At 39.5% G+C, this 14380-nt stretch carries 15 protein-coding genes; 13 read left to right on the top strand and 2 right to left on the bottom strand.

The window, feature by feature from the left end; genetic code table 11:
- Nucleotides 1-135 precede the first annotated feature (135 nt).
- The 6 genes from VXM77_RS05915 (at nucleotide 136) to VXM77_RS05940 (ending at nucleotide 3895) form a co-directional block, all read left to right on the top strand.
- Nucleotides 136-657: a YqeG family HAD IIIA-type phosphatase gene (locus VXM77_RS05915; protein ID WP_161832531.1), complete on the top strand. Its 522-nt coding sequence runs from the start codon at nucleotides 136-138 to the stop codon at nucleotides 655-657.
- A 16-nt stretch (nucleotides 658-673) separates the two neighbouring features.
- Nucleotides 674-1783 carry a ribosome biogenesis GTPase YqeH gene (gene yqeH, locus VXM77_RS05920; RefSeq protein WP_338507372.1) on the top strand — a complete coding sequence of 370 codons (1110 nt, stop codon included), beginning with the start codon at nucleotides 674-676 and terminating at the stop codon, nucleotides 1781-1783.
- A 170-nt stretch (nucleotides 1784-1953) separates the two neighbouring features.
- Nucleotides 1954-2247 carry a ribosome assembly RNA-binding protein YhbY gene (gene yhbY, locus VXM77_RS05925; RefSeq protein WP_338507373.1) on the top strand — a complete coding sequence of 98 codons (294 nt, stop codon included), beginning with the start codon at nucleotides 1954-1956 and terminating at the stop codon, nucleotides 2245-2247.
- Between the two features lie 3 nt (nucleotides 2248-2250).
- Complete coding sequence (gene yqeK, locus VXM77_RS05930) at nucleotides 2251-2811, top strand: bis(5'-nucleosyl)-tetraphosphatase (symmetrical) YqeK (RefSeq protein ID WP_338507374.1); 561 nt, start codon at nucleotides 2251-2253, stop codon at nucleotides 2809-2811.
- A 14-nt stretch (nucleotides 2812-2825) separates the two neighbouring features.
- Entirely contained in the window at nucleotides 2826-3170 is a 345-nt protein-coding gene (gene rsfS, locus VXM77_RS05935; RefSeq protein WP_338507375.1) for a ribosome silencing factor, read from the top strand.
- The gene (locus VXM77_RS05940; protein ID WP_338507376.1) at nucleotides 3170-3895 is read left to right on the top strand and encodes a class I SAM-dependent methyltransferase; all 726 of its coding nucleotides are present in this window, start codon (nucleotides 3170-3172) and stop codon (nucleotides 3893-3895) included. The genes rsfS and VXM77_RS05940 overlap by 1 nt, the downstream gene beginning before the upstream one ends.
- 165 nt (nucleotides 3896-4060) lie before the next feature.
- Here the strand turns inward: VXM77_RS05940 and VXM77_RS05945 are convergent, their stop codons facing one another.
- Nucleotides 4061-4762: an ISL3 family transposase gene (locus VXM77_RS05945; RefSeq protein ID WP_338507423.1), complete on the bottom strand. Its 702-nt coding sequence runs from the start codon at nucleotides 4760-4762 to the stop codon at nucleotides 4061-4063.
- Nucleotides 4763-4834: 72 nt separating this feature from the next.
- Here VXM77_RS05945 and VXM77_RS05950 point away from each other — a divergent pair, with 72 nt between their 5' ends.
- From VXM77_RS05950 to VXM77_RS05965, 4 genes are all read left to right on the top strand, one after another.
- A complete protein-coding gene (locus VXM77_RS05950; RefSeq protein ID WP_338505923.1) occupies nucleotides 4835-5029 on the top strand; it encodes a hypothetical protein in 195 nt (64 codons plus the stop codon).
- Complete coding sequence (tnpB, locus tag VXM77_RS05955) at nucleotides 5019-5375, top strand: IS66 family insertion sequence element accessory protein TnpB (protein WP_338505925.1); 357 nt, start codon at nucleotides 5019-5021, stop codon at nucleotides 5373-5375. Before VXM77_RS05950 ends, tnpB begins: the two co-directional genes overlap by 11 nt.
- A gap of 107 nt (nucleotides 5376-5482) precedes the next feature.
- Nucleotides 5483-5695, top strand: a complete 213-nt coding sequence (locus VXM77_RS05960) for a hypothetical protein (RefSeq protein WP_338505928.1) — start codon at nucleotides 5483-5485, stop codon at nucleotides 5693-5695.
- Entirely contained in the window at nucleotides 5692-6987 is a 1296-nt protein-coding gene (locus VXM77_RS05965) for an IS66 family transposase (protein ID WP_338507421.1), read from the top strand. Before VXM77_RS05960 ends, VXM77_RS05965 begins: the two co-directional genes overlap by 4 nt.
- 84 nt (nucleotides 6988-7071) lie before the next feature.
- Here VXM77_RS05965 and VXM77_RS05970 read toward each other — a convergent pair whose 3' ends face one another.
- The gene (locus VXM77_RS05970) at nucleotides 7072-8229 is read right to left on the bottom strand and encodes an ISL3 family transposase (RefSeq protein ID WP_338507378.1); all 1158 of its coding nucleotides are present in this window, start codon (nucleotides 8227-8229) and stop codon (nucleotides 7072-7074) included.
- Nucleotides 8230-8715: 486 nt separating this feature from the next.
- On the opposite strand from VXM77_RS05970, the gene VXM77_RS05975 reads away from it, so the two are divergent.
- The 3 genes from VXM77_RS05975 to VXM77_RS05985 all read left to right on the top strand — a co-directional run bounded on the left by VXM77_RS05975 (nucleotide 8716) and on the right by VXM77_RS05985 (nucleotide 14348).
- A complete protein-coding gene (locus VXM77_RS05975; RefSeq protein ID WP_338507379.1) occupies nucleotides 8716-11487 on the top strand; it encodes a hypothetical protein in 2772 nt (923 codons plus the stop codon).
- Nucleotides 11488-11590: 103 nt separating this feature from the next.
- Nucleotides 11591-12160 (top strand): helix-hairpin-helix domain-containing protein, encoded by a 570-nt coding sequence (locus tag VXM77_RS05980; protein ID WP_338507381.1) that lies wholly within the window; start codon nucleotides 11591-11593, stop codon nucleotides 12158-12160.
- Nucleotides 12141-14348, top strand: a complete 2208-nt coding sequence (locus VXM77_RS05985) for a DNA internalization-related competence protein ComEC/Rec2 (protein ID WP_338507382.1) — start codon at nucleotides 12141-12143, stop codon at nucleotides 14346-14348. The genes VXM77_RS05980 and VXM77_RS05985 overlap by 20 nt, the downstream gene beginning before the upstream one ends.
- Nucleotides 14349-14380: the final 32 nt, after the last annotated feature.

The following is a 14380-nucleotide window of genomic DNA, read 5'->3' on the forward strand; positions in this document are numbered from 1 at the left end:
GTAGATTATATGCGTAACTTTCTGTCGATAGACTTAAAACTATTGTGAATTTATGATAAAATGAAATGAATACGTAGAAAAATGTCATTCGATTTTGTGGTCAATAGTATTGAAGTATGAAAGGGGAGTTTTTTTTTGATTCGTTATTTTGTAGCAGATGAATATGTAAAAAATATATTCCAAATAGATTTGATGAAATTAAAGGAAGATGGAAAGCGTGTTATCTTAACGGATCTTGATAATACATTAGTAGGAGCAACTGTCAAAGCCCCAACACCTGAAATTTTGAAATTTTTTGATGAGGCAAAACAATTAGGATTTGAGGTTATAATTGTATCGAATAATAACAAAGATCGTGTCGCATACTTTGCAAAAGATTTAAAAATTAAAGCTGCTCATCATAAGGCATTGAAACCATTAAAAGTTAAATTGAGCCGAATTTTAAAACAATACGATCGCTCACAAGTCGTAATGATTGGAGACCAATTGATGACGGATGTCTTAGTCGCTAAACGTCTTGGTTTATATATGATTTTAGTCGAACCCGTGCATCTACATTCGGATGAAAGTTCGACGAAGCTAAATCGTCAACTCGAAAAGCTTGTCGTGAAAAGGCTAAAGAAACGTCAATTACCAACTCCACCGTATTTAGACTAATATCGAGGAGGATTTTATGGAAGAATTAAAATGTATTGGTTGTGGAGCAACCATTCAAACAATAAATTCTAAGGAGATAGGCTATACACCTAAATCAAGTATTGAGAAAATGGATCGGCAATTCATTTACTGTCAACGCTGTTTTAAATTAAAACATTATAATGAAGTACAAGATGTTTCATTAACAAGCGACGACTTTTTGAAAATTTTACAAAAAGTCGGAGAATCAGATGCTCTTGTTATAAATATTGTTGATATTTTTGATTTTTCAGGAAGTATGGTTGCAGGAATATCACGTCATATTAATGGAAATGATATCTTATTAGTAGGAAATAAAGTTGATTTATTACCTAAATCAGTAAATAAAACAAAACTAAATCATTGGATGCGACGCTCATTAAAGGAAATTGGATTAAAGCCACTAGACGTTGCATTAGTAAGTGCTGCAAAAGGACTAGGAATTGATGAGTTAATGGAAATGATTGAAAAATATCGTAAGGGACGAGATGTTTATATTGTCGGGTGTACAAATGTTGGAAAGTCAACGCTTGTGAATCGCATTATTAAACGATTTACGGAAGAGCGAGACGATGTTATAACAACATCCCATTTTCCAGGGACAACATTAGATATTATTGAAATTCCTCTGGATGAAAAAACATCAATTATTGATACTCCGGGGATTATTAACGAACACCAATTAGCTCATTATGTCTCACCTAAAGTTTTGAAGGAAATTACTCCTAAAAAAGAAATCAAAGCAGGTGTTTACCAATTAAATCCAAAACAAACACTGTTTATTGGTGGCTTAGCCCGAATGGATTTTGTTAAAGGCGAGCGTACTTCTTTTATTACTCATTTTTCAAATGCTTTGCATATTCATCGTACAAAATTAGAAAAAGCAGATTCCCTATGGCAAACACAGGCAGGAAATGTCTTAAAACCTATTGTTGAAACATCCAACGGTGTTGCTGCGATGGAAAAACATGTGTACCATATCGGGAAAGAAAAAACGGACCTCGTTATTTCAGGACTAGGATGGATAACTTTAATGGGGGCAGGCCAGGAAATAACGGTCTATGCGCCAAAGGGTGTCGGTGTATTAGTTAGACCTTCACTGATTTAAAAAAAGTTCATCTAAAAGGCGCAATTGTCTTAAACGATGGTATAATGAACCCGTTAAGGGTGATTAATCAATTAGAAATAGTTTATTCATTATTGCCGAGTCTTCTTTTTATAAAGAATATCGGAGACTATGTAGATAAAATAGTAAGAAACTATGAAGAGGTGAACAGAATGTTGACAGGAAAACAAAAGAGTTACTTAAAGGGACTCGCTCATACCATGCAACCTATTATTCAAGTAGGAAAAAATGGGGTTAATGATCCACTAATTAAAACGGTATATGATGCGTTAGAGGCACGTGAATTAATTAAGGTTTCAATTTTACAAAACTGCTTTGAGGAACCAAAGGCAATTGCGGCGGAGATTGCATCGGATATTGATGCTGAAATCATTCAAGTGATTGGAAAAACAATTGTTTTTTATAAAGAATCAAGTAAAAAGAAACAAATTGTTTTACCTAAATAAGCGATGAAGTTAAAACAATTACAAGAAAAAGTTAAAAATCAACTGCCGCCGACACGCTATGAACATACATTAGGTGTTGTAAGAACAAGTGAAATATTAGCAGAAAAGTATCATGTTTTATTAGAATCCGCACAGGTAGCTGCCTTATTACATGATATTGCGAAATATTTACCAAATAATGAATTAAAAGAAAAGTTAATCGCCGCAAATGAAATGGAGTATTTAAACTATAGTCCGTTGGTATGGCATGCTCCAGTTGGGGCAATTGTTGCCCAAAAGTCTTACGGGATTATTGATCAGGATGTTTTAAACGCGATTAAGTACCATACGACTGGAAGGCCAGCGATGTCGACACTTGAAAAAATTATTTTTTTAGCAGATTATATTGAACCCGGTCGTATCCAACCTGGGGTAGATGAGATTCGTAATTTGTCTGGCCAGGATTTAAATAGGGCTGTTGCTAAAACATTAGCCAATACGATTGCGTATTTAAAACAAAAGTCATCAGCGGATATTCACCCGGATACAATGGCTGCCTATGAATATTATTATGATTATTTATAATGGAGTGGATTAATATGGAAATTTTAGCGAAATTCGTAAAAGCATTAGATGATAAGCATGCAGATGATATTGTTGTATTAGATATGAAAAATCATTCCCCAATTTATGATTATATGATTATTACAACAGCAAAAAATGATCGTTTAGCACAAGGTATTATTCGTGAGCTAAAAGACTTAGAAGGTATTAGTGAGTTAAGTTTAAAACATATCGAAGGGGCACACCATGCAGAATGGGTATTAGCCGATTTCGGAACAATTATTGTACATGTATTTACCCCAGAAACTCGTTTAGAATATAATTTAGAAAAGTTATGGGCAGATGTTCCTCGCGTTAATGTGGAAGGGATGTTAAACTAATGGCATATGAAGCTTTTTCATATTACTATGATATCCTGATGCAGGATGTTCCTTATCATAAGTGGATTTCAAAAACAAAGCAATATTTACCCCAAGGAAGTACGATTTTAGACGTTGGTTGTGGAACGGGTACCATCTCTATTCTTTTAGCAAAGGAAGGGTATCATGTAACAGGAATTGATTTATCTGAAGAAATGCTTTCCTTAGCGTATGAAAAAACGTTGACAGAAGGTCTTGGAATTCACTATGTTCAACAAGATATGTCACGTTTAGAAGGTTTTAGCGATTTTGACGGCGCGGTGATTTATGTTGACTCATTAAATTATTTGAAAAACGATAGAGAAGTTTTTCAGACATTTCGCCACCTTTATGAAAGCATAAAAGAAGGTGGAATATTAATCTTTGATGTTCATTCGCTGTTTAAGGTAACAGAAATATTTCAAGATTATCTTTTTGCGGATACCAACCCGGATTTGACGTATATTTGGCACGTTTGCGAAGGTAAATATCCATATAGTATTGAACATGAGCTAACATTCTTTAAACGTGAAGGCGATCGATACGAGCGTTTTGAAGAAACACATTATCAACGAACATTTGCTATTGAAGAATATGTTCAGTGGTTAGAAGATATCGGTTTTAAAATTTTAGAGATTTCTGCCGATTTTCTTGATGAGGCACCTACAGAGGAATCAGAGCGTATTATTGTTGTAGCGCAAAAGTAGTTGGTGTTATCAATAGTGGTGAAAATTATTGATAATCATTACTATAATACTTAATATATTAAACACATCCAATATCTTATCGAGGTAAATTGGTTCTTTGTCAAATAGTGTTGCTGATTAATTTGTAACCTGTTACAACGAAAATTCAAATCGAAATCCTAGTAGCTATGCTGCTAGGATTTTCGTTTTAGGCTTTGTTAGATTTTGAACCATGAGAATACGAGATTTAAAGTGATAGAAACTACGATATCCAAAGGCAATACGCTTAATGACCTTAATTTTATTATTAATTCCTTCGATGGGACCATTTGTGTAATGAGTTGAGAGTGTATTTTTAATATAGGATTGATAAGTTTTAAAGGTTTGGAAAGCCGTTTGAAACTCAGGAGAAACAAGCGGATGTTCCGTTTCGAGTAAATGATTAAATCGTTTTAAGTTTTTTGTCTGAAGAGCGAAAAGTAACTCTTGATATAAATCATAGGTTGCTTTTAATTCAGGAGATAAATCAAGTAGAAAGTTTAAGATATCAATTTCACGCATGGGTTGTTTAAAGCAGTAAACTGATCGATAAGTGGTGGTATTAAGTAAAGCGTGAGATTTTAAAAATAAGCGCCAATAACGTTTGAATTTACGACCATGCTTTTTGAACTTTTTCATGAATCGGATTCGAGTTTTGTTCAGTGCACGAGAGAGATGTTGAACGAGATGAAATTTATCAATGATAATTTGGGCATGAGGAAAAAGATCCTTAATGAGGCTGATGTAAGGAGCGTACATATCAATCACAATATTTTTTACTCGATGACGTGCTTCCTTTGTGTATCGTTTAAAATAAGCTTGAAGGGAGTTTAAACGTAAGCACGTAATATAAACATGTCTATTATGACCTTCAACTTTGAGCTATACTGTAGCTATCAAAGTAAAGGAGGTCTATTTTTTATGAAAGAAAATCCTATTATAGTTCCAGTCGCATTGAGTGACTCTAATTTAAAGTCTCATTCAGTATCTGAGACTAATAAAAATACACCTGTTTGTCACTTTAAAATTAAGGATGCTGAAGTCACGTTTTACAATGGTGTGAACAAATATATCTTACATACTGTTCTAGCGGAGATGTCTAAGTATGCTCGTTGATTTTACTACGGTTCAAAATATCTTTATCGTTTGTGGCCATACTGATATGCGTTGTGGGATTGACGGTTTAGCTAGTGTCGTCTCGGATAAATACAACTTAGATTTATTTAATGATGCTATCTTCTTGTTTTGTGGAAGAAAAAAGGATCGATATAAAGCTTTGTACTGGGATCGTGAGGGATTTATGTTATTGTACAAACGAATTGAAAATGGAAATTTACAATGGCCTAAAGATCAAGATGAAGTTAAGAAATTAACGGCCCAAGAACTCCGTTGGTTATTAGAGGGGTTATCCATTCAACAACCCAAAGCCATTAAACCTGCTAAAACAGGATGTTTATACTAATAGAAATAAGGGATTTTCGACAAAAATCTCTTATTTCTATTTTCATAAGTTGTAAGATTAGGTATACTAATCTTAACACGAAACCTTTTTGAAAGCAGGTGAATTTGATGACAGAACTTGAACAACAATTAATGGAACAAAATAAGGCACTTCTGGAACAAGTTCGCCAACTAACTGAACAAATTCAGTACCTAAATAAAAAGCTATTTGGATCTTCGAGTGAAAAGACTAAAGTAGCCGACGGCCAAATTTCATTATTTAATCCAGATAATTTTTTGAAGAGACAGAGACAACTGAAGACCAAACCGTCGAAGAAATAACCTATCGACGTAAAAAACAAAAGGGAAGGAAGGCAGAATTAATCAAGGACTTACCAATTGAGGAAATCCATTGTCAATTACATGGAGAAGACTGCTTATGTACAAATTGTGGAAACGAAATGAAACAGATAGGAAAAAAGATCATTCGTGACGAAGTTTGTTTCGTTCCAGCCCGATTATATAAAAAGCGATACATTAGCTACGCGTATGCATGTGATTGTCATGATGCATCGATCGAAGCTAAACCGATTCGTTGTGCCGAAACTCCAAAAGCTCCGATTCAAAGAAGCTTTGCCGGAGCGAGTATGTTAGCTGAAGTTTTTCATCAAAAATACGTCTTAAGTATTCCTTGTTATCGACAAGTATCAGAATGGGCACGCTATGGATTAAGTGTGAGTGATAAGACGCTCTCAAATTGGATAATCACTACCTCTTATGATTGGTTACTTCCGATTTATGAGCGATTGAGAGATGAACTAGTTCAACAGACCGTTTTACACGCAGATGAAACACCGTATCAAATTTTAAATCGAGCGGATGGAAAACCTGCCACCTCTCAATCAAGGATTTGGTTATTTAGAACCATCAAAAATGCCCAACATCCTGTAGCTTATTACCACGCTGATCTAACACGTGAACGCGCGGTGGCAACCACTATCTTAGAAGGATTTAAAGGTTATCTTCACTGTGATGGGTACTCCGGCTATAAAAATATTCCCAACGTGAAATTAGTTGGATGTTGGGCTCATGTCAGAAGAAAGTTTTTTGAGATACCTGGAAATAACGGTAAGGCAAAAAAGGCAGTCGAATACTGCGATCAAATCTTTCGTTTTGAAAAGACGATTAAAGATTTATCTCCTGAGCAACGTCAAAAACAGCGCCAACTGATCATCAAACCAGTCATCGAAGAATTTTTCAAGTGGCTCGAATCCTTCTATGTGATGAAAGGAAAACTTCAAACAGCGGTGATGTATGCCCTCAATCAAAAGGTAGAGCTTTTGCGCTTTTTAGATGATGGAAATCTTGAAGCCTCGAATAATCTAGCTGAACAAGCGATTCGCCCCATCGCGATTGGTCGTAAAAACTACCTTTTTTCAACCAGTATGAAGGGTGCGACTGCTAATGCGATGGCATACACAATCCTGGAGACAGCCAAGGCAAACAGTCTAAATCCATCCAAATATCTCACTTATCTTTTTCAAAAACTACCTAATACGGACTTCATACGAAATCCAGGCGTATTGGTGGACTTTTTGCCATGGGCGAAAACAGTCCAAGAGATTTGTCAGTAACAATATAAGATAAAAGCTACCAACTCTGTACTTTTAGTTTACAGGATTGGTAGCTATTTTTGTATCCGTGTTATTATTACGTGCTTACAGTACTCCATTTGTATAAGGAGTTTCGATAGTATTTTTGACATAATCTTGATAATGAGTGAGTGTTTTTAAAGCTGTTTTCATTTCGTGTGAAAGCAGGTCAGAGGGGTGTTGAATGGCATGATGAAATATTTCAAGGTTACGAAGTTTAATAGCCTGTTGGACAGTTTGGTAGAAATCATAAGTCTCCTTTAGTTCAGGAGATAAGTCTAGTAAAAAGTCGACAATTTCTTGTTGAGAAACCATCTTTTTAAAACAATTGGAATAGAAGAATTTTGTAGCGTTAAGATCTTCTTGCGCTTTAAGGAGAAGTCGCCAATAATGTTTGAATTTATTATAAAACTCTTTATTTTGATTCATGAAACGAATGCGGGTTTTATTAAGAGCACGAGAGACTAGTTGAACGATATGAAATTTATCTAAAACAATCTTAGCCTTAGGGAATACCTCTTTAATGAGTGTCATATAAGGGGCGTACATGTCAATGACGATGTGGGTTACACCTTCACGAGTTTCCTTAGAAAACCGCATAAAATAGTCCTTTAGAGTACTTAAGCGACGGTCTTCAACGATATCAATTAGCTTTCCATTGGACGCATCACAAAAAATGAAGGACATTGCTCCCTCGGCCGATTTAACCGACTTAAACTCGTCAAAACAAAGAACTTTTGGGAGAGAATTAAAGGGAAGCGGCTGTTCTTCATAGGAAGAATGAATGACGCGGTTAACGGTTGAATGAGAAACGTTAAGCTCACGTGCAATATCTGTTTCGGATTTCTTATGACTAGCTTCTAAAAAGATGGCTTGTTTTACGGGAGTGGAAATAAAACAATTAGGGTTAACAAGAGATGTTTCTAGGGTAAATGTTCGGTCACAATGACGGCATTTATAACGTTGTTTTTTTAAGTCTAGATAAGCATCAAATCCGGAAATTTTGACTAGCTTAATACGTGAAGTTTTGAAGCCGTGTTTAATGATATTTGAGTCAAAAGAATGACCACAGTGGTAGCAATGAGTCGGTTGAAAAGAAAGAGTTCCCAAAATAAGTTTAGAACGAACATTCTTAATCTGAGTTTCTTGGATACAATTTTTTGAAAAAGTAATATTTTTATCTTTTAAATCAAGTAAAGTTGAGATACAATTAGTGTGAGACATAAACCCAATCCTTTCGTGTTTTTTTGGTCGATTACATTGTATAGAATTTGGGACGTTATGTCTCTTTTTTTGTACTTATTTTTTAATTCCAATAAAAGAGGTGTGGGCATCACCCACACCAAATATTATAGAACCAATTTGATTTGATACGGTATAGCATTTTTAATAAGTTTTTCTTGTAAAATATGAGAGAGACTTTGAATTTTTTAATATTGTTGTAGTGGAAAATAGGGTTATGTGATTGGGACCTGGGTCTCTTTTTTGGGTTGTCAAGAAAAAAGTTTTTTAAGTAAGAAACAAAGTAGGGAGAAACTTCATTAGTTTTGAGATTTAATGTAATTAAGTGAGTAAATTTTCATATTTGTAGAAATAATTATTAATTTAAAGATGAAGGGTGTAGGCAGTGACAAATAAATGGTTTCTTTAATATATTAGAGAGGATAGATATTTTATCCACTTAATAAATTCGATCAGGAAGTGAAGAAAATGATAAAACACATACCAGATAGTAATTGCAATGATTATAGAAGTAACTGTAGCTGTGAATCGCAAGGCTGTTGTCCTGATCAATGTAATCATTGCGATAGTTGTTGTGAGGGACCAATGGGGCCAACGGGACCAAAAGGACAACGAGGGTTACGAGGGGCGACCGGGCCAACCGGACCTGAAGGGGAACGTGGGTTATCCGGAGCGACCGGGCCAACCGGACCCGAAGGGGAACGTGGATTAACTGGGGCGACCGGACCAACCGGACCCGAAGGGAAACGTGGATTAACTGGACCGACAGGACCTGAAGGGGAACGCGGATTAACTGGGGTGACCGGGCCAACCGGACCCGAAGGGAAACGTGGATTAACTGGACCGACAGGACCTGAAGGGGAACGCGGATTAACTGGAGCAACCGGACCAACTGGACCCGAAGGGAAACGTGGATTAACTGGACCGACAGGACCTGAAGGGGAACGCGGATTAACTGGGGTGACCGGGCCGACAGGACCCGAAGGGGAACGTGGGTTAAGGGGAGCAACGGGACCAACTGGACCTGAAGGGGAACGTGGATTAACTGGACCAACCGGGCCAACGGGGCCAGAAGGAGAACGTGGTTTAGCCGGACCAACCGGGCCAACAGGGCCAGAAGGGGAACGTGGATTAACCGGAGCAACGGGACCAACGGGACCCGAAGGGAAACGTGGATTAACCGGAGCGACAGGACCGACAGGACCTGAAGGGGAACGCGGATTAACTGGAGCAACCGGACCAACTGGACCCGAAGGGAAACGTGGATTAACTGGACCGACAGGACCTGAAGGGGAACGCGGATTAACTGGGGTGACCGGGCCGACAGGACCCGAAGGGGAACGTGGGTTAAGGGGAGCAACGGGACCAACTGGACCTGAAGGGGAACGTGGATTAACTGGACCAACCGGGCCAACGGGGCCAGAAGGAGAACGTGGTTTAGCCGGACCAACCGGGCCAACAGGGCCAGAAGGGGAACGTGGATTAACCGGAGCAACGGGACCAACGGGACCCGAAGGGAAACGTGGATTAACCGGAGCGACAGGACCAACGGGACCTGAAGGAGAGCGTGGATTAACTGGAGCGACAGGACCAATGGGACCTGAAGGAGAGCGTGGATTAACTGGACCAACCGGGCCAACGGGGCCAGAAGGAGAACGTGGTTTAGCCGGACCAACGGGACCCGAAGGGGAACGTGGATTAAGAGGAGCGACAGGGCCGACAGGACCCGAAGGGGAACGTGGATTAACCGGACCAACGGGACCTGAAGGAGAGCGTGGATTAACTGGAGCGACAGGACCAACGGGACCTGAAGGAGAGCGCGGATTAAGAGGAGCGACGGGACCAACAGGGCCAGAAGGACCGCGTGGGTTAACTGGACCAACGGGACCAACCGGACCCGAAGGGAAACGTGGATTAACCGGAGCAACGGGACCAACCGGACCCGAAGGAGAGCGTGGATTAACTGGACCTACAGGGCCAACGGGACCAAGGGGGCCTAAAGGTGAATCTGGTTTAAAAGGTGATCAAGGGCCTAAGGGTGAATGCGGAGAAAAAGGTGAACCGGGATTAAGAGGTGCAACAGGACCAACGGGACCCGAAGGACAACGCGGACTAAGAGGAGCGACGGGGCCAACGGGACCAATGGGACCAAAAGGTGATCCGGGATTAACTGGGGCGACAGGACCAACGGGACCTGAAGGAGAGCGCGGATTAAGAGGGGCGACAGGACCAACGGGACCCGAAGGACAACGCGGACTAAGAGGAGCGACAGGGCCAACCGGACCAATGGGACCAAAAGGTGATTTTGGTTTGAAAGGTGAACCGGGATTAAGAGGAGCGACAGGACCAACGGGACCCGAAGGAGAGCGTGGATTAACTGGAGCAACGGGACCAACCGGACCTGAAGGAGAGCGTGGATTAACTGGAGCAACAGGACCAACGGGACCCGAAGGACCACAAGGGTTAAGAGGATCGACGGGGCCAACAGGGCCAGAAGGAGAACGTGGGTTAACCGGAGCAACTGGGCCAACTGGGCCAACCGGACCACAAGGACCAGAGGGTCAACAAGGACCACAGGGAGCGGTGGGTCAACAGGGGCCACAGGGACAACCAGGTCAAATGGGTCAACAAGGACCTCGAGGATTAAGAGGACCAACCGGACCGACGGGACCTGAAGGACCACGCGGGTTAACCGGAGCGACGGGGCCAACGGGTCCAAGTGCGGTAGGTATTGCACAGTATGTTCTAGATCAACCGGATTTTGAATCTGGCGGAAAAGAAATTGCGAATGGAACACCGGTTGATGGATGGGGTCCTATTTGGAATGGTGTTTGGGAATTTCCTTGGATTCGATACAATGAGGATACAGGGACTTTCACTATAAGTCAGCCAGGGGTTTATCTACTAGCATCGACTATCCAACTTTACCCAAGTGGGCCGTTAAATCCAGGATATCCAATAGCAGCGGGTGTTTCAACTTATGGATTAGGACTTACCTTTACTCGTCCTGGCGGATATCCAAGTCCATTAGCCGCTCCGTTTAGCGATTACACTTGTCTAGATGGGACACATGCAACCCCTGTATTAAATGTTTTTTTCTGCTTTTACGTTGAAGATGAAGGAATTAACTTCATAATTAAAAATACGACTCAACGAGCAATTCGAGTAGTAAATAGTCAACAGGCTGGATCAGCTGGGTATCTCTCAATTGTTCGTTTATCAGGAACCCCTTTACTATAAACCATGTCTAACACTATCTTCCTTTTTGGGAGGATAGTGTTTTTTCTAATTTTTATAAAAGGAAATGAGATAAATTAAGCGTATTTTAAGATGAGGTGATTTAATGAAAAAACAATTAATGATTATCGGGGGTATCCTATTAGCCGTCATCCTATTTATTTTTATTAAGCAACCAGAAGAAACGCAGGAGCTTCCTTTGACGCCGTATGAGGACGTTGAGAAAGAGATAGAGAGTGATTCCTCTAGTTTAGAACCCTCTGTTTATACGGTTGACCTAAAGGGTGAAGTAAAGGCACCGGGAATTTATGAAATTGATTCCTCATGTCGTGTGCACGATGTCATTGAATTGGCAGGTGGTTTTTTAGAGACGGCTAATGTAAATGTCGTAAATTTGGCTGAAAAGGTAAAAGATGAAATGGTCATTTATATTCCGCATATTGATGAGGAGGAGGCGCCAATAGAAGTTGGAACTCAAAAGGAGCAAAAGGTTTCCTTAAATAGAGCAAGTTTAGCTGAATTCCAAACTCTGCCGGGAATTGGTCCCGCGAAGGCTAGTGCGATTATTGATTACCGTGAAGAGTTCGGAACATTTAAGTCCGTTGAGGAGTTAACAAATGTAAATGGAATAGGGGAAAAAACATTGGAAAAGTTGCGTGAGTATCTTGAACTTTAAAATACGCCAGCATCTGATATACTTTGTATTGATTATTATTGTCGCATTATTCGTAAAGGAGGGCGTTTTTTTACTCCTTCCGGTGGGTTTTGTCTATTTTAAACGATTTCCTAAGACATACTGGGTTTATTTCCTCCTAGGGATAATAGCCGTTATTTATATGGAAGTGGCAGAGATTCAGGATTTAGATGGGGCAACTGAGCCTCTTCATATTGAACATGCTAAGGTCATCGAGGTGAAAAAGCAAGATTCTAATAAGCAGACGGCAAAGATTTGGACGAAATCGGGGTATTTTTATTTAACCCTTCAGGCAGAACAACCTCGACTTTTACCTGGTGATTGGATTGAGGTGAATCAGGAGGCTTCAATGGCTGAGCCTCCCCGTGTCTTTCACGGGTTCGATTTTAAAAATTATTTATACACGAATGGGATGAGGGGAACGGTTTATTTAAATCAGACGCGCGTCATTGATCATGAATGGAGTGCAAGGCAGTACCAGCGCCAAGTAGCCAACTGGGTAGAGGAGCATTATCCTACCCGAACGGCCACCTATATACAAGCCTGGTTTTTAGGAGTAAGGGATGGCTTAGATGAGGCTATGAGTGAAGGATACTCTAATCTAGGAATTATACATTTATTTGCTGTAAGCGGTCTTCATGTGGGATTACTTATAGGGATTGTAGGATATATGTTTAAACGAGTGGGCATCGTGATGGAGCTGGCCGATAGTTTAATAATTATTCTATTAGTTGGATTTATGATATTAAGTGGAGCTAGTCCTTCCATTGTGCGTGCTGGTGGAATGGCCATTTTAGCACGTCTGAATCAACGAATGGGATGGGGATTTTCATCGTTAGATTTATTTTCTTTGATATTTCTTATTAATTTTATTTTATTTCCCCTTCAGGTTTATCAGACTGGGTTTATTTATTCTTATTGGCTCACGTTTTGTTTAATCGTCTCTCAATCAATGATGAAGCGAATCAGTGGAAAATTTATTTTTCTCTTCGTTCCCCTGATCGCCCAATTAGCGGTGTTACCGATTCAACTGTTTCTCAGTTACGAAATAAATTTAGCGGGGTACGTGGCTAACTTGTGCTTAGTCCCTATCGTTAGTAGCCTATTAATTCCATTGCTCCTTTTAACCTTATGGATTCCACCACTGGCTACAATTAGCGAGTATTTATTAACGTTGTTTGAGAAGATTATTCTAATAAGTGAACAATTTTTAAAATTTAACTGGATAATCGGGCAGCTTCATTTAACATCTGTTGTGTTCATTATTATCTTGTTGGTGTTAGTCGCGTGGCTGTTAGAAAAGCCAAGAGTGAAGCGGAAAAGTGTATGTTTGATTTTACTAGGTGTTGTTTTAATTTTAGAAGGGGAGCGGATCTTAAAGACAGATAGCCAAGTAACTTTTGTAGATGTAGGACAGGGCGATAGTATGGTGATGCAATCTCCTTTTCAAATGTGTACCACCGTCATCGATACAGGCGGAAAAGTATCATTTACGGGAGAAAAAATCGCTTTGTTTGAGCGAACACTAGAACCCTATTTACTTGGAGAAGGGGTTCGTCAAATTGATTATTTGATTTTGACACATGGTGATTTTGATCATGTCGGTGAGGCGATCTCCCTACTCGAGCGTTTTGAGGTAAAGTATCTTGTTATCCCCAAAAATACTACAAGTGATCATCTAAGAGAGATTACCCAAGTTGCAAAACGGCTAGGCGTTTTGCTTTTATCGCCAGAGCAAGGAGAAAAAGTGCGATGCGGGAACCAGGAAATCACCTTTTTACAACCGGATACCCCTAAAGACAATGAAAATGATAAGTCGCTTGTGATGAAAGTAACCCTCGATCAAGTTACCTTTTTATTTACAGGGGATGTAAGTGCACAGGTTGAAGCGGAAATTTTAAGGCAATACCCTAATTTAAGGGCTGATATTTATAAGGCGGCACATCATGGCTCTAAAACATCTAATTCGCACGCTTTTTTAACACGACTTCAACCGCAACTAACGATTATTTCTAGTGGGAAAAACAACCGGTATCGCCATCCAAGTTCGGAGGTATTAGAAACACATAAACAGTTAGAAATTCCGATGTTAAATACACAGGATCATGGAAGTATCCAAGTAAAAATTCGAAGCGGAAGGCCTAATTTACACACAGCTATTCGTGAATAATAAAATCAAATAATTAGAAAATACATTAATTA

This window comes from Turicibacter sp. KK003 (assembly GCF_037014675.1).
Classification (GTDB): domain Bacteria; phylum Bacillota_I; class Bacilli_A; order MOL361; family Turicibacteraceae; genus Turicibacter; species Turicibacter faecis.